Source organism: Chroococcus sp. FPU101 (assembly GCF_017312365.1).
Lineage (GTDB): Bacteria > Cyanobacteriota > Cyanobacteriia > Cyanobacteriales > Microcystaceae > Chroococcus.
In genome coordinates this window covers 88,405-112,205 of the sequence record NZ_BLJI01000014.1, presented here as the reverse complement: position 1 = coordinate 112,205, position 23,801 = coordinate 88,405, and the positions used below count along the sequence as shown (strand labels likewise).

The following is a 23,801-nucleotide window of genomic DNA, read 5'->3' as shown; positions in this document are numbered from 1 at the left end:
TTTTTCAATAATTGGTATTATTGCTACTTGTTAACGTGTAGTGTTTAGTCCGAGTGGAGAGGGATTGTATTATATTTACCTCTGTGAAAGATGAATCTTTCCTAGCAGTAGCTTAATCGAAAATTTTTTAATCTTGTGCTTGAATGGCTGTAATTACAACAGTATTCACAATATCAGGCACCGTACAGCCACGACTTAAATCATTGACGGGTTTTTTTAGACCCTGTAAAATGGGGCCGATCGCAATTGCTCCTGTTTCTCTTTGAACGGCTTTATAAGTATTATTTCCTGTGTTTAAATCGGGGAAAATAAAAACAGTTGCTTGTCCTGCGACTTGAGATCCTGGCATTTTTTGAGCGGCTACTTCTGGATCAACGGCTGCGTCATATTGAATGGGGCCTTCTATTTTTAAATCTGGTCTTCTTTCTTTGGCAATTTGCGTCGCTTTTCGGACTTTTTCGACTTCTTCACCTTTTCCTGAAGCACCCGAAGAATAGGATAATAAAGCAATTTTTGGTTCAATTCCAAAACGAATCGCTGTTTCGGCTGAAGTAATCGCAATTTCGGCTAATTGTTCGGCTGTCGGATTAGGATTAACCGCACAATCTCCATACACTAAAACCCGATCTTCTAAACACATTAAGAATACCGAAGAAACGATAGAAAATCCAGGTAATGTTTTGACAATTTGTAACGCAGGTCTAATCGTATGTTGTGTAGTATGAACGGCACCTGAAACCATCCCATCAGCATCACCATGATAGACCATTAATGTACCAAAATAGGAAACATCTTGCGCGTAATCTCTGGCTAGTTCTAGAGTTAATCCTTTGCCTTTCCGAAGTTCATAAAGGGTATTAACATACTGCTCAAATTTTTCTGATTCAACGGGATTGATAATATTTAATGTATCGATATCTAACGGAATCCCTTCTCGATTAATAACTTGTGCAATCTCTTCTTTTTTCCCGATTAAAGTAACGTGAACAATATCTTGTGCTAATAGAATAGCTGTTGCTTGTAAAATTCGAGGTTCAGTACCTTCGGGAAGTACAATATGCTTTTTCTGTAATTTGGCTTGTTGAACTAAATTATAAGTAAACCGCTTCGGGGTCATTCCTGTAAATTGAATATCCCGAATTTGTGTTTCTAATTTTTCTAAATCAACAGCTTGAGAAAACATTTGGATACACAAGGCTATTTTTTCATCATTTTCTGTTGTAATTGTTGAGTAAACATCGTGAATTAAAGACGCAGTCGTATAAGTATCTTCAGCTACTGATATAATCGGAAACACGTCACGTAAACCATCGATTAAAGATGCAATTGCGGCTTCTGGTTTATAACCTGTTGATAGGACAATTCCCGCTAAATTTGGGTAATTGGTCGATTGATGTGCTTGTAACATACCAATAATCATATCACCGCGATCGCCTGGCGTAATGACTAATGTATTTTCTTGAATTCTAGTAATAGCGTGTTGCATTTGCATCGCTGCAACTAAATAGTGAGTTGCTAAATTATTCAAGCGTTGATGACCATATAAAACTTCGGCTCCGAGTTGTTCTACAATATCTTTAACACTAGGACTACTTAAAGTATTATTCTGAGGAATGACGGCTAAAATCGGTGCGTTTTTTTGTAATTCTTGAATCAGTTTTTCTTTTAAAACGTCTACCACTTCGAGTGAGGCTTTATTTAGAATAATACCCATCACTTGACAATCTTCATTTTGATAGGCATCATATGAAATCCTGACTAAATGTATTGCTTCTTCGATACTTTTTCCTTCAGCACTTCCTAAAATCAAAATCGGACAACCTAAATTTTTAGCAATTTTTGTATTAAGTTCAAATTCAAAAGCAGAACTGCCACCTAAATAATCAGCATCCTCACACAGAATAAAATCACATTTCGTTTCTAATTGTTTATACTTACTAATAATTTTTTCTAAAATAGCATCGAGACTTTGATAGGCTAGGAGTTCATTGACTTGTTTAGAGGTTAAACCAAAAGATTCATCGTAGTTTTGTTTTAACCCAAAATAATTAATAATCAAATCGATATCATCATCTCTTTTTCCATTGCCAGAAGGAATGATGGGACGAAAAAAACCTACTTTAGTCGTTTTTCTTAAAATTAATTCTAAAATTCCTAAAGCGACTAGGGATTTACCGCAATTATCTTCGGTTGTACTAATAAAAAGAGATTGAGCCATTTGTAGTACTAAATAGAATCCGTTTAATTTAAAAATAAGCTGAAGAAATCTAAAATTTAATTGAATTTGAGTTTTTCTCGTGTTAAAGTTCAAAAAAATAGAGATAGCAACGATTTAACTTAAATTTTAATCTTCTCAAAACCTGCCATAACATAAAGAAATGCTTAAATTTTGAATCTAAGAAATCTTAAATAATTACTGAACTGGTTTAAAAAATTGTAACAATCTATTCACTTTATCCTGATTTAACCTGAAATCATTATGATGACACTAACAATAAAAACCTGATTAGGAATTCTTTTCTACTTGTCTTATGAAACCCTTAACTAAACGGACAAAAATCGTTGCGACCATTGGCCCTGCTAGTCGTTCTCCAGAAGTGATAAAAAAAATGGTCGAAGCGGGAATGAATGTAGCGCGGCTCAATTTCTCGCATGGTAGCTATGATGATCATGCTCAGACGATCGCCATATTACGTCAAGTATCTCATGAACTTGATATACCTATTACACTACTTCAAGATCTCCAAGGGCCTAAAATTCGAGTCGGTCAACTCAACGACGGACAAATTACCCTCACAGAAGGGGATTATCTAACTCTCGTTCCCATTGAAGACGATCACAATCAACCGAATACCGTATCCATTGATTATCCTTTTTTAGCCGAAGAGGCAACGGTAGGTACACAAATCTTATTAGATGATGGTTTATTAGAATTATGTGTTGAAGATATCCAAGGAACCGCAGTTAAATGCAAAATCATTGATGGTGGCATTCTCAAAAGTCGTAAAGGGGTTAACCTACCGAGTCTAAATCTACGTTTACCCTCAATGACCGAAAAAGATATCCAAGACCTTGAATTTGGCTTATCTCAAGGTATTGACTGGGTTTCTTTAAGTTTTGTTCGTAAAGCAGAAGATATTCGGATACTGAAAGCCATGCTCACCGAAAAAGGACATACAGATATCGGTGTCATTGCCAAAATTGAAAAACCGCAAGCGATAGAACATCTCGAAGAAATTGTTTCAGAATGCGATGGGTTAATGGTCGCACGAGGAGACTTAGGGGTTGAAATTAGTCCCGAAAGAGTTCCTTTATTGCAAAAGCGAATTATCAAACTTTGCAATATGAAATGTATTCCCGTCATTACTGCGACACAAATGCTCGAAAGCATGATTAAAAATCCTCGCCCAACTCGTGCAGAAGCGAGTGATGTCGCTAATGCCATTATTGATGGTACCGATGCAGTCATGTTATCGGGTGAATCTGCGGTTGGGGATTATCCCATCAAAGCAGTAGAGATGCTGGCGAAAATTGCGATGGATATTGAGAAAGAAGTTGTCTTTGAAAATAATCCCCCCGAAGAATCTGACGAAACTCATGCTATCTCAGAAGCACTTAACGCCATTGATGAAACGCTAGATTTACGCTGTATTGCGACTTTTACCACAAGCGGTTACAGTGCTGTTCTCGTTTCCAAAGAGCGTCCCAGTGCGCCAGTTTTTGCCATTACACCATCTCAAAGAGTCTATCATCGACTTAATTTGGTTTGGGGAGTGATTCCAGTTTTGTTAGATGTTGAGATTCAGTCATTTGAAGAAATTGTCAAGCTAGTTGATAATTCATTAAAAGAGCGTAATTTAGTTAAATTTGGCGATAAAGTTTTGATTACAGGCGGAATTCCTTTCGGAAAAGTTAAAAGTACGAATTTTCTCAAAATACACACGATTAATTAACGATTTGAGGAACCAACTTTATGTCAAAACTAATCCTGACACGTCATGGCTATAGTCTGTGGAATGCAGCAAATAAGTTTACAGGATGGGTGGATGTACCACTGAGTGAACGGGGACGCGCCGAAGCAATGATCGCAGCTTGTAAAATTGATGATGAGCAAATTAAGATCGATGTTTGTTTTACAAGTCTTTTAATTCGTGCGCTCGAAACCGCCATTATCTGTTTAACTGAATGTGAGGGTGTTCGTAATGGTAAGATCCCCATTATTCAACATGATATTAATGATCCAGACTGGCACGGTTGGAATAAATATCAAGGAAATCCTGACGAAGAACTCCCAATTTTTCCGAGTGCAGCCCTAGATGAACGCTATTACGGCGATTTACAAGGGTTAAACAAAGCAGAAACCATTGAAAAATTTGGTGCAGCACAAGTCCAAGAGTGGCGACGTTCTTACTATACTCGTCCCCCTGGTGGCGAAAGTCTAGAAGATACCGTAAAAAGAGTTTCTGTCTTTTATGAAAGTAAAATTCTACCTTATATTGAACAGGGCAATCATATCCTAATCGCCGCACATGGTAACTCTTTGCGCTCATTAATGATGCAATTAGAAAATTTAACCCCTGAACAGGTTCCAAGTTTAGAACTGGTTACGGGTGTTCCAATTGTCTATAACTTAGATGAAAAAGGAACGGTAACAAGTAAAAAAATTCTGATTTAATAAAAGTAAGAGGTGTCAGATCCTAAGTCATCGAACCCTGACACCTGCTACTGAGGGATTTAAGCTGTATAGAGATTTGATAAAAGTTCCCGTTGTGCAATTCGTTCGGCGTATTCCCAAAGATTAAATTTACGGACTTTTTCTCCTTGTTTTAAAAGACCCGCGTTATTAAAGGCATTTGAGAGCAATTTCCACAATTCATAACCCACATACTGTGCCAGATAACTTACGGCATAGCCACGCGCTGACACTTCTTGTTCTTTAATCTGTTGATATGTCCATCCTTGTAAGGCTCCCCGTAGAATCGCTTTTTGCAGATTATTGAGAGATGCACCAGTTTGTTGACAGACGACACGGTCAAACAAATATAAGGCTGTTTCTATATCCATATGTAATCCAACTTTCTCTCTGATTTGAAGTCTCCTGTATATCTATCACCTCTTTGTCGAAAGATTATGAAAGTTTTTCCATTTTTTGTCTAATCCTAGATTCGCCATGAAGTACAAATGTGTTGTGGCAGAGACGCGCCATGGCAGGTCTTTACAAATGTGACCTGAGTTTTCGATAAGGCTTTGTCCTATTATCTACTGAAATCTGAGGCTACGATTCAAAGTAAGAGGTCTTTGTACTTAGAACAGTCATCCATTAAAGTATGTAGACAATAACCTAAAACTCATATTACTCATTTTTAAAGATGAAAAATGTTTAAAGAATTAAAATATTTTTAAAAAGCCGTTAATTTTTGTTAAATGTCTCCACAATTTATAATTAAATTAATATAATAATAAATAAATTATTAGATTTTTAAATAAATGATTAACGGATTTTCTACTATTTTTAAATTAATCCTCAATGACACAACAAGAATTATTGAAAATTGCGGCTATTTGTATCGGTTTGGGCATACTTTTAGGAACGTTGATCGTTTTACTGATTCAAATGAATCGCAGTAATAGCCTAATCAGTCCAGAACAACTGATCGGTTTAAGTGGAGTCGTTGAAATTCCCTTTGATCATAATACTAAAGGAAAAATTAGAGTTAAGGTTAAAGGTGCATTAGTTGATATTGTCGCTTTATCCAGCCTAGAGCATCATTTTAAAGTATGTGAAGAAGTAATTATTATTGAAGCCAATGAAAATAAAGTGCAAGTCGTTCCACTAAGTTATTTAACTGATGAATTGATGAATAATCATTAATTGAAGGTAGACTAATCAATGACCACTAAACTAACTGTCTTAAATCAAAAAAATTATACAGAGCAATCTAATATTACACAAATAACGCCGCCTGACTATCATTTGCTTTTAATCCCACAAGCAATGAAAAGCGGTTCCTTTACGATAGCATTAATCATATTTTTTTCTATATTAGTGGCTTGGTTTTTTAAATCATTTTTATGTATTTGTAAACCAAATGAAGTTGTGATTCTAGCAGGACGAAAACACAAAACTAAAAAAGGTCAAGAAGTAGGATATCGAGTTGTTACTGGTGGGAGAGCGATCAGAATTCCTATCTTAGAAACAATTAAAAGAATGAATGTCACAACAATGCCTATTCGCATTGAAATTAGGAACGCATATGCTAGAGGAGGAACACCTTTAAATATTCATGCGATCGCTAATGTAAAAATATCAAGTAATCCCGAAATAGTGGGTAATGCAATTGAAAGATTTTTAGACCGCGATCGTTCTGAGATTAGTCGAGTTGCTAGAGAAACATTAGAAGGAAATCTTAGAGGTGTTGTCGCTACACTAACTCCTGAACAAGTGAATGAAGATCGGCTACAATTTGCTGAACGAATTACCTCAGATGTTCGACGTGACTTAATGAAATTAGGCTTAGAAATTGACACTTTAAAAATACAAAATGTCTCCGATGATGTGGGTTATTTAAACTCCTTAAGTCGAGAACAAATCGCTTTAGTCATTAAAGATGCAGAAATTGCCGAATCTGATGCAAGAAATAAAGCCGAACAAATTGAAGCCGAATGCGAGGAACTTTCAGAAGTCGCAAAAACACAAGATAAAATTATTGTTTTAGAGCAAGAAAACGACCTAAGAAAAATTAAAGCACAACTCGAACAACAAGCAAAATCTGAAGAAGAAATCACCATAGCAGCAGCCAAAGAAAAACGAGCAAAATTAGAACAACAATTGCAAGCCATTCGCGCCGAATTAGAACGGTTAAGATTAGAAGCCGAACAAGTTTTACCCGCCAATGCTCAACGGCAAGCTCAAACTTTAAAAGCACAAGGAGAAGCTGCAATTTTAGCCGAAAATGCCAAAGCCGAAGCTTTAGTAAATGAAATTCTCTCACAAGTTTGGCAAGAAACGGGTAATAGTGCCTCTGAAATATTCTTGATTCAACAATTAGAAACAATACTTAAAGAAGCCGTTCAAGTTCCTAAAAATTTGTATCTTAATGAAATACAAGTTATTGATAATGGCGATGGCAAATCGATTTCAAGTCTTGTCAAAGTTTATCCTGAAATCGTTAATCAATTTTTGAATAGTGTTAAAAATACATTGGGTGTTGATGTTGTAGGAATTCTCACACAACAAAACAATAATGCGAATAATAACGGTCATAAAACTAATATTTAATTAAGGTAAAAAATATGGATGTTATAGCAATTTTATTAGGGATTTTTGGCTTAGGAACAGGTGCAGCCGCCCTAATTATTAAGAATTACTATCATATTTGTCAACCGAGTGAAGTATTGATTTTTGCAGGAAGTAGACAAAAAACATCAGATAAACGTACCGTCGGCTATCGATTAGTCAAAGGTGGTAGTAGTATTAAAGTTCCTTTAATCGAAGAAGTTTTTAAGATGGATTTGACGAATATAATCATTGAATTAAAAGTCGTCAATGCTTATACAAAAGGGGGAGTACCGCTAACGGTTGAAGGAGTTGCTAATATCAAGATTGCTGGCGAAGAACCCACAATACACAACGCGATTGAGAGATTATTAGGGAAAAAAAGAAAAGAAATTGAAGACTTAGCAAAAGAAACATTAGAAGGCAATTTAAGAGGAGTTTTAGCGAGTTTAACTCCAGAACAAGCAAACGAAGATAAAATCGCTTTCGCTCAACATTTATTAGAAGAAGCCGAAGATGATTTAGAAAAATTAGGATTAGTGTTAGACGGATTACAAATTCAAAAAATTTATGATGATGTCAAGTATTTAGATTCAATTGGACGAAAGCAGCAATCAGAATTATTTAGAGATGCGAGAATAGCTGAAGCTAAAGCTAAATCTACATCAGTGATTAAAGACTCAGCCAATAAAAGAATAACCTCTTTGAGAAGAATACAAAAAGATTTAGAAATCACAAAAGCTGATGCTACAAAACGAGTTCGAGACGCTCAAACCAAACGAGTTGCAATGGTCGCAGAAGTCGAATCTTTAGTCATGGTAGAACTAACAAAAGTGCAGGCAGATGTAGGAGTACAACGCGAACGAATTAAACAAGTTGAACAACAATTACAAGCTGATGTGATTGCTCCTGCTGAAGCAAATTGTAAACAAGCAATTGCTCAAGCACAAGGGGATGCGGCTAAAATTATTGAAGAAGGAAAAGCACGAGCAGAAGGCGCGAAAAAATTAGCCGAATCTTGGAAAGCTGCGGGAAATAATGCTAAAGAGATCTTTCTTTTCCAAAAATTAGAAATTCTCTTAAAACTAATGGCTGAAAGTGTTCCCGAAGTAGAAATACAAAATGTTACTGTAGTTGATGGCAGTAATGGTAATAATATTGCTAAAATAGCTTCTTTTATGGAACAACTCAAACAAACCACAGGAGTTGATTTAGAAAAAATTGCCAATCAATTAGCAGCAAGTGAAAATTCAAACAGCATTGATGTCAAAAAACTTAATTCTAATCAATCTAAGCAAGCATAGAATCAAAAATTATAACTCAATTATCTTCTAAAAAAATTGTTCGTAGAGGTCGAATTTTTCTCGAAATTCAATGGACACCAGAGCAAAAGGCTTGACTTATGAACAACCCTCAACCCATGCTACTTCAGGCAGTTTACCCGAACGATATCGCGTAACCCGTTTGCCATCAGTTTCAAAAATAACACGATAATTTTTGTCGGCTGCATCTTTTGGGATAAAGGTTAGATAATGACCATTTGGCACATATTTATGTGGTGTTACTTCAATTTGTCCTGGATAAAGAGACTTAATTCTCGCTTCAGTATCTCCAATTTTGGCACCACTTCGTGTCGTAATTTGAGAATTTCTAATATCTATTCTTGAAATCGTTCCATTATTTACCATAAACCCAATATCTTTCGGTTGTTCCTTGGGTTGATAGTAAACACATTGAGGATCTTTCCCCAAAGGAACGATCGCAATACCACTCGCTTGAGATGCTTTTTGCGGTGTCATTCCGACTTGAATTGAACCAATACCATTAATGGTAACTTTAAATTGTTCAGTTAATTTGTCTTGAGCGACAGCCATCATTATAGCGAAAGAAAAATTAAAAGATGTCAGAAAAAGAAATAATCGTTTTCTTGAACGATTTTTTAACATTTTTTAAGATTTTTTTAGATGATTTTCTAATTAAATTTTAACTCAAACTCAATAAAATGAACTAAATCAGTCTTCTGTCTATATCATTAATAAGTAGTGAGGGTGGCTTAGAACGATAGCTATTCTGACGCTGTAAAGTCCCTCTTGGCTCAGAAATCCTTTCATCGTTAACACATTAAAAAGTAAATTATTGTTATGGACAATTTACAACTTTGGCAAAGATATCAAGATTGGCTTTATTACCATGAAGGACTCGGAATGTACCTTGATATCAGTCGGATGCGGTTTGATAATAGCCTAAGCGAAACCCTAAAACCCAAATTTGAGAAAGCATTTGACAGTATTCAAGCACTAGAAGATGGTGCGATCGCAAACCCTGACGAGGAGCGCATGGTAGGGCATTACTGGCTACGAAACCCAGACATTGCACCCACAGAAGAGATTAAAAACGAAATCATCGACACTCTAAAAGATATCGATACTTTTGTTCAAAAAGTTCATACTGGAGCGATCAAACCCCCACAAGCCTTTAAATTTACCGATATCCTCTCAGTTGGGATCGGGGGGTCTGCTTTGGGGCCGCAGTTTGTTGTCGAGGCTCTATCGCCCGATACTGCCCCAATGAACATCCATTTTATCGACAATACCGACCCTGCAGGAATTGATCGTGTTTTGTCTCGTTTGAAAGATCGTCTTAAAAGTACCCTTGTCATCGTCATTAGTAAATCAGGTGGTACTCCCGAAGCGCGTAACGGAATGCTAGAAGTCAAAGCAGCCTATGAAAATAAAGGTTTAGACTTTGCTCAACACGCCGTAGCTATTACCATGCCAGGTAGTAAAATGTACGATGTTGCTAAGTCTGGGGGTTGGTTAGCCATTTTCCCGATGTTTGACTGGGTGGGAGGTAGAACATCTGTACTCTCTGCAGTCGGCTTATTACCCGCCGCTTTACAGGGTGTAGACATTCACGGGATGTTAGAAGGTGCGAAAATCATGGATGAAGCCACCCGTATTCGTGATCTCAAGACTAACCCTGCTGTCTTACTGGCGATGAGTTGGTACTATTCTGGGAATGGCAAAGGCGAAAAAGACATGGTGATGCTGCCTTATAAAGATAGCCTGTTGCTGTTTAGTCGCTATCTACAACAGTTAATCATGGAATCTTTAGGGAAAGAAAAAGATTTAAATGGTAATACTGTGTATCAGGGAATTGCCGTTTATGGGAACAAAGGTTCTACTGATCAACACGCTTATGTGCAACAACTTCGAGAAGGTGTACCCAATTTCTTTGTTACATTTGTCGAAGTATTAGAAGATCGTCAGGGAACCTCTTTAGAAGTTGAACCGGGTGTGACATCTGGCGACTATTTATCAGGGTTAATACAGGGAACTCGTCAAGCTTTGTATGAAAATCATCGGGACTCGGTGACGATAACTATTCCCCAAGTTAACGCGGTTACGATTGGTGCTTTAATTGCCTTGTATGAGCGTACTGTCAGTTTATATGCTTGTTTAGTCAATATTAACGCTTATCATCAACCTGGTGTAGAAGCTGGGAAAAAAGCAGCAGCATCGATCCTAGAATTACAAAATAAAGTAGTAGAAACAATCAAGAGTGCAGGACAACCTTTAGATATTACTACTTTAGCCGATCGTTCTGGTGCGTCCGATCAAGTTGAAGCCGTGTATAAAATTGTCCGTCATTTATCGGCTAACAAACGAAGCGTTAAATTAGAAGGTGATTTCAGCCAACCTGCTAGTTTAAAAGTCTCAGCAGTTTAAATATTGATTAAAAGGTGGGTATAAAGCTCACCTTTTTTATAATGAAATTGTCAAGATTTAGACAGAATTTATCAATATAAATATGACTCAAGCAAAACTACATGATACTGTTGCTTTAGTAGAAGATACAAAAACTTATCAGTTTATGACCGATAAAGAAGTAATCTTACGTCGAGGACAAGTCGGTACAGTAGTTGAAGTCTACAATAATGGAGAAGCATTTGAAGTAGAATTCTCCGACACTCAAGGACAAGCTTATGCTCTTTTAACAGTAAAATCCGAGAAATTAATGCTTTTATTATATAACTTAACCGAGCTTGATTTAGTTAGCAATTGTTAATATATTCCGCAGATTCTAGAGTAAAGTTACAAAAGTCTAAGCCACTTTTGAGGATAAAACAGTAGGAATAGGAAGAGTTTCGCCCGCTAATTGATAATCTTTGATCAACAACTCCAAAACTTCTACCCCATTCGCTACAGCTTCAGCATAGGTATCACCGTGAGTTCTCCATTGCTGTCCAGGAAAGTCGGGTAGTTCCACCAAATAGCAATTATCTTCTTCCGACCATTGAATATTCATTGGATATTTAAGCTTGTCCATTGCTACCTTTCCTCTCTACTTCTTCAATTGCTTTTAAAATTTGTTTTTCCAAATATTCTTTAGCGTCTGAGCTATCCTTACCAGAAATTGTAATCCTTCCAGAATACAAGGGATGAAACCAGTTTGTATGACTTCCTTTTCCTGTACGGGACGTAAAACCGACTTTTAGAAGCATCTGTTTGAGTTCTCGAATTTTTTTAGGCATTATCAAGTAAGTAAGGTGGGACTTACCCACCTTTTTAAAAATCAACTAGCTAAAAGATTAGCTTCAAGTAAAGGAATAATTTCTGTCAAAAATTCGTCTAAAACTTCACGTTTCTTAAATTTAAGTGCTGTTAAGTTTTTAAAATTGATATCCTCTTCTACCTCAATTATGGCAGAATTAACTAGAGAAATTTTAGCTTTTAATTCTTCCTCGTCCACTGTCTCTTTCTCTTCTAATGCCCAGCTTTCTAAAGCGGCTACTATTGCAGACTTAAGATCAAAGTTTTTAGGTGGTACTGTTTGAGGAATATCGATTAAATTTTGATCTTCTTTAAAGTAAGAAGAAGGATAATAGCTTAAGAGTGCTGTGCCGAACCGCCATCCTTTTTGGCTCTCGAAGAAGTCAAAAAGCTGAGCAATATTAATATCTTTTTGGCAATAACGAACTATTTGAACGAATTCTTCTCGCAGCGAAGGAACACAATAAATTTTAGAAATAATGATTTCTTCCGTCTCGCGATCTTCAGGCTCACAATTACTATTACTCAAAACAATATCAAAATCAATAGTACTGAGTCTTAATAATAACGGTTTGATCACCGCTTCTGGCAAAGCAATAACTAAACCGTCACTTCTTGGTCGTACAAGTACTAATGTTCTACCTACATTTGTTCCTTTTTCAGCCCGTAGAGCGAGATAGTTAGCTGTTTCCTTTAGTAAAGTATATTTGCGAATTACTTCGGAATTTAGAAGTTTCTGTAAAGCGTATTCATCGAGATTTCCTTGAAGAAGAGAGTTTTTAAGATTTAAAGAGTTCTTTAAACTGTCTAAGCTGAGTTCGATTTCAAGTTCTCGATTAGAAAGTTTTTGCTCAAGGAAGGCTACTTGATCAGGATTGCCCTTGATTTCTAATTGAAACTGGGCATGAATGTCTAAGTCAAATTTTAATAACATAATTATTTAATTTTTAACTACAAAATAATTATTACATAGAATATAAAAAAATGACAACCATCACTTACCCATTATTCTAAAAATTTGATTCCTTCAAGAATAGTATATTTGTATTAAAAAATTTTAAGAATCAATTAGAAGCTACACGACTGGTTATTAAATAGATTTCGTCTCTGTCAAACTTTTGTAACAATCTTTCTGGGTGAGGATGTAAACATCTCTTAATACATACCTTATGATGGAGGGCAGAGGGTAAAGATTTTATACATTATTGAGTTAGTAAGCAACACCTGTGATAGAGAGGCGAGTGTAGAGTGTATGTTAAGCAGACAGTATTCGGTAGATCAGTTTAAAAATGGTATTTGGTGGATAGGAGTTCCTTCCTGCTTATTCGGTACTGTTGAAAGAAGTGTTGCTTTATTTTCAGAGAATTACATATCGGTCATCAATATTTTTCATTTTCTGGCAACCGCTTTTCTATTTACCTGTTGGATCTATCTAAAACCCGAAATAGAATTTAACTCAAGCATTGAAGAATCGGATATGCTTGAACAAGATGATGTACTTCCTTTGGGGGACATTCATTTACAAAAAGCTAAAACTAGAATGGCGGAACTCCAAAAATATCATGTCATCAGACAACTGTATATTTTGCCATTTTCTTTTATTTGTCAAATCTATCATCTACTCAATCTCAAGCATTTAGAAACCGTACATAGCTTGAGTCTTGGTAATCTTAGAGTGATTGATGTTAATGGTTATTCTTCTACATCGACAGGCGGTTCCCTCTCTTTTAATACTGCATTAAGTTCACCCCTTAGCATTTTGAAAATATGGCGACCCCCGACAGTAGAAGTTGAATTAACCCTTCACACTCCCTACACCGTTGAGTTAAGTATTCCAGTCTATCAAGATAAAAGAATGATTGTATTGTTTAATGCTTTTCCCATCAGTAGCAATAAGCATATCTTTCTCGTCAATATTTATAGTACCTTGCAATGGCCGAAGTTTTTATTATCCAGTCTGTTGCATCTTGCATCTTTTCTCACAGTTTATGAGGATCTACCCTATTTGAAAAAATTATCTCAAAGAAATCTACTCAAATCAATTCAAAACCCTAATCATCAAACCATGTGGTTATATAAACGGTTTGTTGAGTTATATGCAGCAAAACTTGAAAGTAAAGAGGAAATATAGGTAAATCTAATGTATAAAGATCGATTATTGAATTTTGGTGGTTTGTCTTTTAGTTTTAAAGGTGTAATTGGTCACTCGGTGCTTTAGCTTGGACAGTTGGACTTTTGGATCGGTTAATTTCTATTTTCATCGATGGTCATCTGATAGCTCCAGAAATCTTGCAGTTACTCGTTATTACTGCTGTTCTCATCAGTTGGTTTTATTTAAAACCATCCTCACGCATTAACGGTAATTTTGCTACAGGAATTGATGAGATTATTAATTTAGAGCCTTCATTGGTTCCAATTAAACATGATGATATTGACTCAATTAACCCCCACTAATTTTAACTTTATACCCTAACTCGCTGAGAACTTGTACAGCTTTCTGACGATGGTCGCCTTGTATTTCTAAAGTATCATCTTTGACTGTACCACCACTACCGCATTGATTTTTAAGTTGTTTCAACAACTGTGCTAGGGTTTCGGGTTTAGTCTGAAAACCTGTAATCACTGTTACCGTTTTCCCCTTGCGTCCTGAGCGAGAAGCCTGTACTCTAATATTCTGCTGTTGTGGGGGTAATTCTGGGGTAGCCCGTTCCAAGGCTTCACTATTACTAGCATTACCAAATTCTTGATAAATAATTTTATTTTTTTGAGATGACTTTTGTTTGGAATCCATATTAAAGTTTAAGAAAAGGCGTAATCTTATAATAAAACGTTGCGCTATTCGAGAATTCTTAAATCCATTATCACATGACTATCACACCGATCGCCCCACAAACATCATCTGTTCCCCAATTTCCCGACGAATTGGGACGCTTTGGCCCCTATGGTGGGAAGTATGTTCCAGAAACCCTAATGCCTGCTCTAGCTGAGTTAGAAGCCGCTTACAATCAATATAAAAATGATCCCGAATTTCAAGAAGAATTAAACCAACTACTCAAAGATTATGTGGGTAGACCTAGCCCTTTATATTTTGCTGAACGCCTCACTCAACATTATGCTAGACCCGATGGTACTGGAGCGCAAATTTATCTCAAACGCGAAGACTTAAACCATACGGGAGCGCATAAAATTAATAATGCCCTCGCTCAAGTTTTATTAGCGAAACGCATGGGCAAAAAACGCATCATCGCTGAAACAGGTGCGGGACAACATGGGGTAGCCACTGCCACTGTTTGCGCTCGTTTTGGTTTAGAGTGCATCATTTATATGGGTGTTCAAGATATGGAACGCCAAAAATTAAATGTGTTTCGGATGAATTTATTAGGGGCAACCGTTCAACCTGTGGCCGCAGGAACTGGAACCCTTAAAGATGCGACATCTGAAGCGATACGGGACTGGGTAACTAATGTAGAAACTACTCATTATATATTAGGATCGGTTGCTGGCCCCCATCCCTATCCGATGATGGTGAGAGACTTTCATCAAGTTATCGGAAAAGAAACCCGTGTTCAATGTATGGAAAAATGGGGCGGTTTACCTGATATTTTACTGGCTTGTGTGGGCGGTGGTTCTAATGCGATGGGATTATTTTATGAGTTTATCAAAGATCCCTCAGTACGGATTATCGGTATTGAAGCCGCAGGGGAAAGCGTCGCATCTGGAAAACACGCGGCAACTTTAACACATGGTCGTCCTGGTGTTTTACACGGTGCGATGAGTTATTTGTTACAGGATACTGAAGGCCAAGTGGTCGAAGCTCATTCTATTAGTGCGGGGTTAGACTACCCTGGTGTCGGGCCAGAACACAGTTACCTCAAAGATAGTGAACGTGCTGAATATTATAGTATTACGGATGCCGAAGCGATCGCAGCTTTTCAACGCGTCTGTCAAAAAGAAGGTATTATCCCCGCGCTTGAAACCTCACACGCTTTCGCCTATCTTGATACTCTTTGTCCTCAGTTATCGGGTAGTCCTCGTATTATCATCAACTGTTCAGGACGCGGTGATAAAGATGTTCACACTGTCGCTAAATATCTGAATTTGTCTTTGTAATTTTCTTTAGAGGGTTTGGGGTTATGTTTCAAACTCTCTGATTTAAAAAAATAATTATTACATCAATATTTATTTTAATTTTATTATATTTATAAATATTTGTATCATTCGATACAGACACAATATAAAGTCAATCTAAAATTCTTTATGTGAGATGAAGGGTTTGGCGACCAAACCCCTACATTTGGTTAAACCATCGATAAAGTTTTTGCCATTTTACGACCGACGGCATTTACTACGGGTGCTAAGTTTTCTGCTAAATTCACCATTGCATCTAAAGATAATGCTTGTCGCGCATCAGAAACCGACTTTTCGGGTTCGGGGTGACATTCGATAATCAGTCCATCAGCCCCACACGCGATCGCAGCTTTTGCTAAATTAGGAATAAGTTCCCATTTTCCCGCAGCATGAGAAGGATCGACAATAACGGGTAGATGGGTAATTTGTTTAAGAGCAACAACCGCACCTAAATCAAGTACATTACGAGTATAAGAATCAAAGCTTCTAATTCCTCTTTCACAGAGAACAACATTTGGGTTTCCATGACTGAGAATATATTCTGCGGCAAAAACAAACTCCTCAAGGGTTGCTGCTAAACCACGCTTGAGGAGTATCGGTTTATTCACTTGTCCTAATGCTTTTAGTAAGTTGAAGTTCTGCATATTCCGACTTCCTACTTGTAGCATATCAGCATGATTCGCCACTATCTCAATGTCTTCGGTTCCCATTACTTCTGTAACCACTGGCATTTTATAACGTTGTCTAATGCTATCGAGTATTTCTAGTCCCTCTACTCCTAAACCCTGAAACGCATAGGGAGAAGTTCTAGGTTTATAGGCACCTCCGCGTATTGCTTGGATGGGACTGGGTTTAAGTTTTTTAGCCACAGTCTCCATCTGTTCTTCATTTTCGATGGTACAGGGGCCTGCAATAATAATAATTTCCTCGTCTCCAATAGCAACATCCGATGATAGTTTAACGATGCTGGTTTGTTCGGGATGGGTAGAACTGGCTAGTTTAGCATTGAACATGATTAAAACTTCCTTTGATGAATAAGTAGTAAGTGGAACATTAAAAAACCCGCAACCTATGTCGGGTTCCGGGTTTGGTGATGATTGAAAAATGGCAGCATCATAAACTTACCCAGAACTTTGCTCTAGGCCAATAAAAATAAAATCCGTAAAACAATGAGGTAAGCATGATTTCTAATAAACAAAGGGTATATAAAGCAAAAACCGCAGTTACTTAATTTACTGCGGCTTACCTAGATTTTTCCATACTCAATTAGGATCGTCTTCGGTAAGCCGATTTAAACCAAAAAAAGTAATAGGAGTTGCGTTGCATTAGATATAGACTTTGTAGGCGTACACCTTTTCCATTATTTGTCAACTTTATCAGAAATAGTCAAGTTCGTCAAGACCACATTTTAAAATCAATTACAGTCTGACGATAAAACTCTGGCATTCCAATATCAAAATATTGACCTTGAACCATGTAACCGAGCATTCCTTGAGCTTGACACAGTTGATCGAGTGCCGTGGTTAATTGAAATTCTCCTTTAAGCCGTTGATTGTTTTTAATTTCGTCTTCTAAATAATCGAAAATCTGTGATTCTAGAACGTACATTCCAAAAACCGCTAAGTATTCATTTTTGTTCATGTCAGGGAGATGTAAATGCGATCGCGCATAATCAATCGTTGGTTTTTCAACCAGTTGAGAGATTGACAGTAAGGAATTTTTCTTTAACCATTTCCCAGTAATCACTCCTGCTTTCTGTAGAATATCTTCTGTCACAATTGTTAGTCCGATCACATTGGTTTGATGCTGCTGATAATTTTGTACTAATTGTTCGGCACAGGATTGATTGATCTTGGAGCGATACACATGATCGCCTAATAATAATAAAAATGGCTCATGATTAACCCACTCTTTAGCACAATACACCGCATGACCATAACCTTCTTGTTGTTTTTGCGGAATTAAAGTAATTTTCTCGCCAATTTCTTGTAGATAATCGCTGTATTGTTTACTAGCGGCTGATAGCTTGTGATATAACTCTAAACTAGGCGGTTTTTTGAAAAAATCTTCAAATAATGAATGATCTTGACTTTGAATAATAATCCCAATTTCTTGAATTCCAGATCTAAGAACTTCTTCGACAATAACGAGAATAGCAGGTTTAGCCAAGCCATCTTGATCGATGATCGGAAAAAATTCTTTTTTAATTGCTTTAGTCGCTGGAAATAAACGAGTACCAAAACCAGCAGCAGGAATGATCGCTTTATGTAAAGGTTGTATCATGATTTAAAGTTAAAAAATTAGTATTTAGTAAATTAATCAATTATTTAAGTAATTGTTAGAATATTATAACGCCAGAGAATTTATTCTCTGTCTTATAGCAGATGTCGGTTGAAACCGACTCATTGTAAATGTTTTAATCCGTTAAATACAGATTTTCGCGTTAGAGCCGTGAAATGAATTTTACGGTGGAATATGGGACTAACATTTTAACCCAATTAATTTTTCATCTTTTATTACCAAAGAAATGGGTTTAAAGCCCCGTCGAATGGAGACGGCTTTAAAATAATATATTGCTCTACACAATTCAATATGCTATAGTTAATTTATTCTAAGAGTGTCGGCGTAAATGTTTGTTTTAGAATTTAAAGTCAAAGCTAAACAACAGCAGTACCAAGCCATAGATGATGCGATTCGTACATCTCAGTTTATCCGTAATAAATGCTTAAGGCATTGGATGGACACCCAAGGTGTAAATAAATATGATTTATCGGCATATTGTAAAGTTTTGGCGCATGAGTTTAAATTTGCAAACGAGTTGAATTCTCAAGCTAGACAGGCAAGCGCAGAAAAGGCGTGGTCTTCTATCTCCCGTTTCTTTGATAATTGCAAAAAGAAAATATTAGGTAAAAAGGGATACCCGCAATTTAAAAAGTTTTCTCGTTCAGTCGAATACAAAACAACTGGATGGAAACTTTTAGATCCTAAAACAATTAATTTTAGTGATCAAAAGAATATAGGAACCCTTTCTCTAAAAGGGACTTGGGATTTAGGATATTTTAATGAGTCTGATATTAAAAGGGTTAGGCTTGTTAAAAGGGCTGACGGATATTATTGTCAATTCGTTCTTTCTTGTGAGATTAAAAAAGATATTAATCCATCAGGTAAATGTATTGGTTTAGATGTTGGATTAACCTCGTTCTATACAGATCACGAAGGCAATAAGGTAGATAATCCTAAATTCTTGAGAAAGTCAGAGAAGCGTTTAAAGCGACTACAACGAAAACTTTCAAAAAAGAAAAAAGGTTCATCTAATCGTAAAAAAGCAAGACAGAGATTAGCCAAAGCTCATCTTAAAGTAAGTCGGCAACGTAAAGACTTTGCTGTAAAGTTAGCAAGGTGCGTGGTTCACTCTAACGATGTGATTGCCTATGAGGATTTAAGAATCAAGAGCTTAGTTAAAAATCATTGTCTAGCTAAGAGTATTAATGACGCAGCATGGTATCAGTTTCGGGAATGGGTAGAGTATTTTGGAGTTAAATTTGGCAAAATAACAATTGCTGTACCTCCTCAATATACTTCTCAAAACTGCTCTAATTGTGGAGATCTTGTCAAGAAAACACTATCTACTCGCACTCATGTATGTAAATGTGGTTGTGTTTTGGATAGAGACGAAAATGCAGCAATTAATATTTTAAAGAAAGGAATAAGTACCGTAGGGCATACGGGATCTAAAGCTTGGGGAGAGAATACCTCTACTTTGATAGAAGAAATTTTGTTAAAGCAAGTAGTCTCTGTGAACCAAGAATCTCCGCCGTCTAGAGCGTGAGAGTGTCAATTCACTGTGATCGTTCTCTCACCCAAATGGATGATTTTGAATATTATTGCAGAAAGCCGTACACTAAAATACAGTTGATCCCACTACTGAATCATTAAAAAATCGTCACAATAATAAGTAATTCCTCTTTCCTGTGACGGAGATCACTAAATGATTACCTTAAGCAAAACCTTTAATTTAGAATCAGGTAAAAAAGATACGCGCTTTGAAGAAATTAGAAAACTTTATACTGAAGTTCTACCCTTACAACCAGGGTATATTAGTTCTAATTTAATCTTAAACGAACAGGAAACCGAAGTAACAGCAGTAGCGAACTGGGAAAATCAAGACAAGCTAGTCGCACTACAAGATCTTGATTTATTTAAAGATCTTCAAATCGGTTAATTAAAAAGTTGATTTTGCAAAGGCGTAAATTGGTTACGTCTTTTCTTTTTATTTTAAGGAATTACAGGAATAGAGCCAAACTCTAACCAAAGTTAGACGGTTTTTCTAGGTTTTTTTCCCAAAATTAAAGAAAAAATTCGTTTAACTATGACAGAAACAATACTAATTACAGGTGGCTCTCAAGGAATTGGTAAAGCCACAGCCTACCGATTTGCTCAAGAAGGCTATAATATTGTTCTAGCAGCACGACAAAGTGATAGATTACAAGCCACAGCAGATGAGATAAAATCGCGTTATTCGGTCAAAACTCTAGCAATTTCAACCGATGTCAGAGACTCGATACAAGTCAATACTCTAATTCAAAAAGCACTTGACGAATTTAGTACAATTGATGTGTTAATGAATAACGCAGGAATCTACGTTTCAGGCCCAGCAGAACAGTTTACCCTAGAAGAATGGCACCGCACACTAGACACAAACCTATGGGGTTATATTCATACCATTCATGCCGCATTACCCCATATGCTAGAAAAAAGAAAAGGAACGATCGTTAATCTTTGTTCTATTGGTGGTACAGTTCCTTTAGCCTATTTAGCACCCTATACGACGAGTAAATACGCGATTGATGGATTAACGCAAGCCTTACATACAGAACTTGCTCCGAAAGGGATTCATGTCTGTGGAATTTATCCAAATTTAATTAAAAGTGACTTTTTAGAACGTGCTATCTTTGAAGGAAGAGATGAAGCAGACAAAGAAAAAAGACGAGAACAAATTGAACAATTAATGAAAAATCCCTTTGTGGAAACACCCGAAGATGTAGCGTCATCGGTTTGGGATGCGGTACAACATAAAAAAGAAAAAGTATTAGTTGGTTCTGCTCAAGCATCTGAAGGAGTTTATAAGCTTGCACCTTCACTCATTCGATGGGTAATTTGTCAGACCTTTCAACACAAAGATGTCTAAAAAAGAGATTCGTTATAATTAAACTACGCGATACAGTACAGATTTAGATTTTATGGCACTCAAAAAGCAATTCAACAGCTTTCAAGATATGTTATCGGGTTCCCAAACTCCCGTCTTAGTTGACTTTTATGCGACTTGGTGTGGCCCCTGTCAGATGATGAGTCCAATTTTAGAACAAGTCGGCTCATATTTAAGAAATCAGATACAAGTTGTAAAAATTGATACAGACAAATATCCAAATTTAGCCACTCAATATCAAATTCATGCCCTACCGACCCTCGTTTTGTTTAAAAATGGGCAACCTGTAGAACGATTTGAAGGTGTAGTACAAGCACAACAGTTAATTCAGCATTTACAGACCCTTTTGTAATCATTTGAAATTATGCTTGTAACGGTTAGTCAAGATACCCTGACATTATCTCCTGGAAGTGAAGTTATTTTACGTCATCAGACTTGGGATGACTATGAGCAACTGCTAAAAATTCGGAACAATCGAACCTATCCTAAAATTTATTTTAATGCTCGTACTCATGAGATTTTGCTAATGACACTACTTCCCAGTCACGGAAAAAGAATTGATACACTCAGAGATTTAGTTAAAATTCTTTTACGCCATCAAGATAAAGACTGGGAATGCTTTGACCCAATTACTCTTAAACGATTTTCTGAAGCTGGAGTAGAACCTGATACCTGTTTTTATATTGATAACCGTCAAGCCATTTTAGGGAAAGAGAAAATCGATCTCAGTGTCGATCCTCCGCCAGATTTAGCCATAGAAGTCGATTTAACCTCCACAACTAAGGTAAATGATTATCAATCGATCACAATTCCAGAATTATGGATTTATCGTCGCGGAATTTTATTGATATATCTTTTTGATGGGGAACAATATCAAGCGAGTGATACAAGTTCAATTTTCAGTGAAATAGCTATTAGAAATATTCTACCCAAATATACAGAACTGGCGTGGAACGAGGGTTCTAGTGTAGCACTACGGCAGTTTGAACAAGATTTAGCATTGTAGGGTTTGGAGACCAAACCCTTACGATTTATTATTACACATCTTTTACTAATGATTTTTCAAGCCAAGTAAAGCGAAATGTAGCACCTTCACATAAATTTGACTCTAAAACAATTGAACCGCCTTCTGCTTCAATAATCTTTTTAACAATAGATAAACCGATTCCTGTACTTTCTTGTACATCTTGCCCTTTAAGCGTTTGGAAGATTTCAAAAACTCGATGATGGTGTTCTGGAGCAATACCAGGGCCATTATCAATCACAGAAAACTTGTAAAATTCTCCTTCTTGAATAGCTTTAATTTCAACACGTCCATCATCGGGGCAATTATGATGTTTGATCGCATTACTGATAAGATTAGACAAGACTTGGGAGAGTAGTAATTTTTTGGTTAAAAGGGTTGGCATCTCTGACTCTACAGCAATTGTAAAAGTCGGTGGCAGCATCAAAGATTCTAGAATTTCCGAGATTAATTCACCAACGTTAACCCATTCGGTAGCGACTTCACTACGACCGACGCGAGAATAGGCCAACAATCCATTAATCATCGCTTCCATTCGCAGTACTCGATTCTGTAAAAGCTGCATTTGATGTTGATTTTCTTCTTCTAATTGTCCTTCAAGATCATCAGCAATCCATTGTGAAAGATTGTAAATTGCTCGTAAGGGTGCTTTGAGATCGTGGGAAACCGTATAGACAAAACGATCTAACTCTTGATTTCGTTCGAGTAACTGTTCAGTGGTTTGTTCGAGAACAGTATTTAATTGTCTTAGTTCAGAGGCTTGTTTTTGTCGTTGAAGTTCGGCTTGTTTACGATCGTTGATATCTTCCATTAATCCTTCAATAATAATCATGCCATCGACTCTTGTAAAGGTTTTGCTGATTTTGACCCAACAACTCGTATCATCGGCACAACGGATTAAAATTTCTCGCTCACGTACCTCGCCATTTTCTTTAAGTTGATTCAAAAGTTCTGTATAAGTCTGTGGTTGAAAATAGGGTTCTAGGGTTTGGTTAGACGGAATTGCAGTGAGTGTATCTAAACCCAGTAATCGTAAAAAAGCCGCGTTTGCTTCTAATAAAACCCCATCAGAGGTTAACCGATAAACACCGACATTTAACTGATTCAGTAATGTCTGAAGTCGTGCTTGCAAATTAGCAGCTTGCTGTTGGGTAGCGACTTTCTCTAAAGAGGTTTGAACTGCCGCAGGTAAACGAACGTAATGGCTTGGCGATTTGATTACATAATCATCTAACCCAGATTTCATGGCTTCTACCGCAGTTTCTTGGGTTGCGGTATTAGTAAACATAATTACTGGGCAATGGGGATGTTGAGCCTTAATCGTCTTAAGTACAGTTAGTCCATCACTCCAGCGCAGTTGGTAGTCGGTGATGACAACATCATATAAAGTGTTTGCCAATACTTGCTCAAATTGGGCAGCAGTGCCAACTTCCATGACCTGCACCTCTGAAAAAAACCGCTTTAACTCATGAATCACTAAAGCGCGATCGTCCCGATTGTCATCAACAAGAAGAATTCGTAGCATAGATCGTTCTCTTCTTGATTAAGAGGGCAGCAAATTAGATCTTAGAAGGTTCGAGACCCCTCGTATATCCAACTTAGGACTGATTATCC

At 36.8% G+C, this 23,801-nt stretch carries 25 protein-coding genes; 15 read left to right on the top strand and 10 right to left on the bottom strand.

Annotation, left to right across the window (positions count from 1 at the left end; genetic code table 11):
• Positions 1-127 precede the first annotated feature (127 nt).
• Complete coding sequence (pta, locus tag CFPU101_RS14055) at positions 128-2,218, bottom strand: phosphate acetyltransferase (protein ID WP_206815971.1); 2,091 nt, start codon at positions 2,216-2,218, stop codon at positions 128-130.
• A 313-nt stretch (positions 2,219-2,531) separates the two neighbouring features.
• On the opposite strand from pta, the gene pyk reads away from it, so the two are divergent.
• Together pyk and CFPU101_RS14045 are read left to right on the top strand one after the other, a co-directional pair.
• The gene (pyk, locus tag CFPU101_RS14050) at positions 2,532-3,953 is read left to right on the top strand and encodes a pyruvate kinase (RefSeq protein WP_206815970.1); all 1,422 of its coding nucleotides are present in this window, start codon (positions 2,532-2,534) and stop codon (positions 3,951-3,953) included.
• A gap of 20 nt (positions 3,954-3,973) precedes the next feature.
• Positions 3,974-4,675 (top strand): 2,3-bisphosphoglycerate-dependent phosphoglycerate mutase, encoded by a 702-nt coding sequence (locus CFPU101_RS14045; protein ID WP_206815969.1) that lies wholly within the window; start codon positions 3,974-3,976, stop codon positions 4,673-4,675.
• A gap of 59 nt (positions 4,676-4,734) precedes the next feature.
• On the opposite strand, the gene CFPU101_RS14040 is transcribed toward CFPU101_RS14045, so the two are convergent.
• Positions 4,735-5,064 carry a hypothetical protein gene (locus CFPU101_RS14040; protein WP_206815968.1) on the bottom strand — a complete coding sequence of 110 codons (330 nt, stop codon included), beginning with the start codon at positions 5,062-5,064 and terminating at the stop codon, positions 4,735-4,737.
• 463 nt (positions 5,065-5,527) lie between these two features.
• Here CFPU101_RS14040 and CFPU101_RS14035 point away from each other — a divergent pair, with 463 nt between their 5' ends.
• Genes CFPU101_RS14035 through CFPU101_RS14025 form a run of 3 tightly spaced genes read left to right on the top strand, consistent with a single transcriptional unit; the run spans position 5,528 to position 8,580 of the window.
• Positions 5,528-5,872, top strand: a complete 345-nt coding sequence (locus CFPU101_RS14035) for an NfeD family protein (RefSeq protein WP_206815967.1) — start codon at positions 5,528-5,530, stop codon at positions 5,870-5,872.
• An 18-nt stretch (positions 5,873-5,890) separates the two neighbouring features.
• Positions 5,891-7,279 (top strand): flotillin family protein, encoded by a 1,389-nt coding sequence (locus tag CFPU101_RS14030; protein WP_242577972.1) that lies wholly within the window; start codon positions 5,891-5,893, stop codon positions 7,277-7,279.
• Between the two features lie 14 nt (positions 7,280-7,293).
• The gene (locus CFPU101_RS14025; protein WP_206815966.1) at positions 7,294-8,580 is read left to right on the top strand and encodes a flotillin family protein; all 1,287 of its coding nucleotides are present in this window, start codon (positions 7,294-7,296) and stop codon (positions 8,578-8,580) included.
• Between the two features lie 96 nt (positions 8,581-8,676).
• Here CFPU101_RS14025 and CFPU101_RS14020 read toward each other — a convergent pair whose 3' ends face one another.
• Positions 8,677-9,222 (bottom strand): hypothetical protein, encoded by a 546-nt coding sequence (locus CFPU101_RS14020; protein WP_206815965.1) that lies wholly within the window; start codon positions 9,220-9,222, stop codon positions 8,677-8,679.
• A 195-nt stretch (positions 9,223-9,417) separates the two neighbouring features.
• On the opposite strand from CFPU101_RS14020, the gene CFPU101_RS14015 reads away from it, so the two are divergent.
• Together CFPU101_RS14015 and CFPU101_RS14010 are read left to right on the top strand one after the other, a co-directional pair.
• A complete protein-coding gene (locus CFPU101_RS14015; RefSeq protein WP_206815964.1) occupies positions 9,418-11,004 on the top strand; it encodes a glucose-6-phosphate isomerase in 1,587 nt (528 codons plus the stop codon).
• Between the two features lie 82 nt (positions 11,005-11,086).
• Positions 11,087-11,344 carry a DUF4926 domain-containing protein gene (locus tag CFPU101_RS14010; protein ID WP_206815963.1) on the top strand — a complete coding sequence of 86 codons (258 nt, stop codon included), beginning with the start codon at positions 11,087-11,089 and terminating at the stop codon, positions 11,342-11,344.
• A gap of 36 nt (positions 11,345-11,380) precedes the next feature.
• On the opposite strand, the gene CFPU101_RS14005 is transcribed toward CFPU101_RS14010, so the two are convergent.
• From CFPU101_RS14005 to CFPU101_RS13995, 3 genes are read right to left on the bottom strand one after another with little or no spacing between them, the layout of a single operon-like run.
• On the bottom strand, positions 11,381-11,605 hold the full coding sequence (locus CFPU101_RS14005; protein ID WP_206815962.1) for a type II toxin-antitoxin system HicB family antitoxin: 225 nt from the start codon (positions 11,603-11,605) through the stop codon (positions 11,381-11,383).
• Positions 11,592-11,810, bottom strand: a complete 219-nt coding sequence (locus CFPU101_RS14000; protein ID WP_206815961.1) for a type II toxin-antitoxin system HicA family toxin — start codon at positions 11,808-11,810, stop codon at positions 11,592-11,594. The genes CFPU101_RS14005 and CFPU101_RS14000 overlap by 14 nt, the downstream gene beginning before the upstream one ends.
• A 41-nt stretch (positions 11,811-11,851) precedes the next feature.
• Positions 11,852-12,763, bottom strand: a complete 912-nt coding sequence (locus tag CFPU101_RS13995) for a hypothetical protein (RefSeq protein ID WP_206815960.1) — start codon at positions 12,761-12,763, stop codon at positions 11,852-11,854.
• A 318-nt stretch (positions 12,764-13,081) separates the two neighbouring features.
• On the opposite strand from CFPU101_RS13995, the gene CFPU101_RS13990 reads away from it, so the two are divergent.
• Together CFPU101_RS13990 and CFPU101_RS13985 are read left to right on the top strand one after the other, a co-directional pair.
• Positions 13,082-13,960: a hypothetical protein gene (locus CFPU101_RS13990; RefSeq protein ID WP_206815959.1), complete on the top strand. Its 879-nt coding sequence runs from the start codon at positions 13,082-13,084 to the stop codon at positions 13,958-13,960.
• A 104-nt stretch (positions 13,961-14,064) separates the two neighbouring features.
• Complete coding sequence (locus CFPU101_RS13985) at positions 14,065-14,283, top strand: hypothetical protein (RefSeq protein ID WP_206815958.1); 219 nt, start codon at positions 14,065-14,067, stop codon at positions 14,281-14,283.
• Here the strand turns inward: CFPU101_RS13985 and CFPU101_RS13980 are convergent.
• Positions 14,270-14,620 (bottom strand): translation initiation factor, encoded by a 351-nt coding sequence (locus tag CFPU101_RS13980; RefSeq protein WP_206815957.1) that lies wholly within the window; start codon positions 14,618-14,620, stop codon positions 14,270-14,272. The two genes, CFPU101_RS13985 and CFPU101_RS13980, sit on opposite strands and share 14 nt — an antisense overlap.
• Positions 14,621-14,694: 74 nt before the next feature.
• Between CFPU101_RS13980 and trpB the strand changes: the two genes are divergently transcribed.
• Positions 14,695-15,939, top strand: coding sequence for a tryptophan synthase subunit beta (trpB, locus tag CFPU101_RS13975; protein ID WP_206815956.1), 1,245 nt, complete (start codon positions 14,695-14,697; stop codon positions 15,937-15,939).
• Positions 15,940-16,127: 188 nt separating this feature from the next.
• Here the strand turns inward: trpB and aroF are convergent, their stop codons facing one another.
• Together aroF and CFPU101_RS13965 are read right to left on the bottom strand one after the other, a co-directional pair.
• Positions 16,128-16,970: a 3-deoxy-7-phosphoheptulonate synthase gene (aroF, locus tag CFPU101_RS13970; protein WP_206815955.1), complete on the bottom strand. Its 843-nt coding sequence runs from the start codon at positions 16,968-16,970 to the stop codon at positions 16,128-16,130.
• Between the two features lie 382 nt (positions 16,971-17,352).
• A complete protein-coding gene (locus CFPU101_RS13965; RefSeq protein ID WP_206815954.1) occupies positions 17,353-18,240 on the bottom strand; it encodes a sugar phosphate nucleotidyltransferase in 888 nt (295 codons plus the stop codon).
• A 346-nt stretch (positions 18,241-18,586) separates the two neighbouring features.
• Here CFPU101_RS13965 and CFPU101_RS13960 point away from each other — a divergent pair, with 346 nt between their 5' ends.
• The 5 genes from CFPU101_RS13960 (at position 18,587) to CFPU101_RS13940 (ending at position 22,169) form a co-directional block, all read left to right on the top strand.
• Entirely contained in the window at positions 18,587-19,786 is a 1,200-nt protein-coding gene (locus CFPU101_RS13960) for an RNA-guided endonuclease TnpB family protein (protein ID WP_206815953.1), read from the top strand.
• Between the two features lie 159 nt (positions 19,787-19,945).
• Positions 19,946-20,179 (top strand): antibiotic biosynthesis monooxygenase, encoded by a 234-nt coding sequence (locus CFPU101_RS13955; protein WP_206815952.1) that lies wholly within the window; start codon positions 19,946-19,948, stop codon positions 20,177-20,179.
• 147 nt (positions 20,180-20,326) lie between these two features.
• Positions 20,327-21,145 carry an SDR family oxidoreductase gene (locus CFPU101_RS13950; RefSeq protein ID WP_206815951.1) on the top strand — a complete coding sequence of 273 codons (819 nt, stop codon included), beginning with the start codon at positions 20,327-20,329 and terminating at the stop codon, positions 21,143-21,145.
• A gap of 52 nt (positions 21,146-21,197) precedes the next feature.
• A complete protein-coding gene (trxA, locus tag CFPU101_RS13945) occupies positions 21,198-21,515 on the top strand; it encodes a thioredoxin (RefSeq protein WP_206815950.1) in 318 nt (105 codons plus the stop codon).
• Between the two features lie 12 nt (positions 21,516-21,527).
• Positions 21,528-22,169 (top strand): Uma2 family endonuclease, encoded by a 642-nt coding sequence (locus CFPU101_RS13940; RefSeq protein ID WP_374191953.1) that lies wholly within the window; start codon positions 21,528-21,530, stop codon positions 22,167-22,169.
• Positions 22,170-22,200: 31 nt separating this feature from the next.
• Here CFPU101_RS13940 and CFPU101_RS13935 read toward each other — a convergent pair whose 3' ends face one another.
• Positions 22,201-23,712, bottom strand: coding sequence for an ATP-binding protein (locus tag CFPU101_RS13935; RefSeq protein WP_206815949.1), 1,512 nt, complete (start codon positions 23,710-23,712; stop codon positions 22,201-22,203).
• Positions 23,713-23,801 lie beyond the last annotated feature (89 nt).

Excerpts from the sequence above, each read along its gene's own strand:
- pta (WP_206815971.1), bottom strand. The coding sequence starts at position 2,218 with ATGGCTCAATCTCTTTTTATTAGTACAACCGAAGATAATTGCGGTAAA.
- pyk (WP_206815970.1), top strand. The coding sequence starts at position 2,532 with ATGAAACCCTTAACTAAACGGACAAAAATCGTTGCGACCATTGGCCCT.
- CFPU101_RS14045 (WP_206815969.1), top strand. The coding sequence starts at position 3,974 with ATGTCAAAACTAATCCTGACACGTCATGGCTATAGTCTGTGGAATGCA.
- CFPU101_RS14040 (WP_206815968.1), bottom strand. The coding sequence starts at position 5,064 with ATGGATATAGAAACAGCCTTATATTTGTTTGACCGTGTCGTCTGTCAA.
- CFPU101_RS14035 (WP_206815967.1), top strand. The coding sequence starts at position 5,528 with ATGACACAACAAGAATTATTGAAAATTGCGGCTATTTGTATCGGTTTG.
- CFPU101_RS14030 (WP_242577972.1), top strand. The coding sequence starts at position 5,891 with ATGACCACTAAACTAACTGTCTTAAATCAAAAAAATTATACAGAGCAA.
- CFPU101_RS14025 (WP_206815966.1), top strand. The coding sequence starts at position 7,294 with ATGGATGTTATAGCAATTTTATTAGGGATTTTTGGCTTAGGAACAGGT.
- CFPU101_RS14020 (WP_206815965.1), bottom strand. The coding sequence starts at position 9,222 with ATGTTAAAAAATCGTTCAAGAAAACGATTATTTCTTTTTCTGACATCT.
- CFPU101_RS14015 (WP_206815964.1), top strand. The coding sequence starts at position 9,418 with ATGGACAATTTACAACTTTGGCAAAGATATCAAGATTGGCTTTATTAC.
- CFPU101_RS14010 (WP_206815963.1), top strand. The coding sequence starts at position 11,087 with ATGACTCAAGCAAAACTACATGATACTGTTGCTTTAGTAGAAGATACA.
- CFPU101_RS14005 (WP_206815962.1), bottom strand. The coding sequence starts at position 11,605 with ATGGACAAGCTTAAATATCCAATGAATATTCAATGGTCGGAAGAAGAT.
- CFPU101_RS14000 (WP_206815961.1), bottom strand. The coding sequence starts at position 11,810 with ATGCCTAAAAAAATTCGAGAACTCAAACAGATGCTTCTAAAAGTCGGT.
- CFPU101_RS13995 (WP_206815960.1), bottom strand. The coding sequence starts at position 12,763 with ATGTTATTAAAATTTGACTTAGACATTCATGCCCAGTTTCAATTAGAA.
- CFPU101_RS13990 (WP_206815959.1), top strand. The coding sequence starts at position 13,082 with ATGTTAAGCAGACAGTATTCGGTAGATCAGTTTAAAAATGGTATTTGG.
- CFPU101_RS13980 (WP_206815957.1), bottom strand. The coding sequence starts at position 14,620 with ATGGATTCCAAACAAAAGTCATCTCAAAAAAATAAAATTATTTATCAA.
- trpB (WP_206815956.1), top strand. The coding sequence starts at position 14,695 with ATGACTATCACACCGATCGCCCCACAAACATCATCTGTTCCCCAATTT.
- aroF (WP_206815955.1), bottom strand. The coding sequence starts at position 16,970 with ATGTTCAATGCTAAACTAGCCAGTTCTACCCATCCCGAACAAACCAGC.
- CFPU101_RS13965 (WP_206815954.1), bottom strand. The coding sequence starts at position 18,240 with ATGATACAACCTTTACATAAAGCGATCATTCCTGCTGCTGGTTTTGGT.
- CFPU101_RS13960 (WP_206815953.1), top strand. The coding sequence starts at position 18,587 with ATGTTTGTTTTAGAATTTAAAGTCAAAGCTAAACAACAGCAGTACCAA.
- CFPU101_RS13955 (WP_206815952.1), top strand. The coding sequence starts at position 19,946 with ATGATTACCTTAAGCAAAACCTTTAATTTAGAATCAGGTAAAAAAGAT.
- CFPU101_RS13950 (WP_206815951.1), top strand. The coding sequence starts at position 20,327 with ATGACAGAAACAATACTAATTACAGGTGGCTCTCAAGGAATTGGTAAA.
- trxA (WP_206815950.1), top strand. The coding sequence starts at position 21,198 with ATGGCACTCAAAAAGCAATTCAACAGCTTTCAAGATATGTTATCGGGT.
- CFPU101_RS13940 (WP_374191953.1), top strand. The coding sequence starts at position 21,528 with ATGCTTGTAACGGTTAGTCAAGATACCCTGACATTATCTCCTGGAAGT.
- CFPU101_RS13935 (WP_206815949.1), bottom strand. The coding sequence starts at position 23,712 with ATGCTACGAATTCTTCTTGTTGATGACAATCGGGACGATCGCGCTTTA.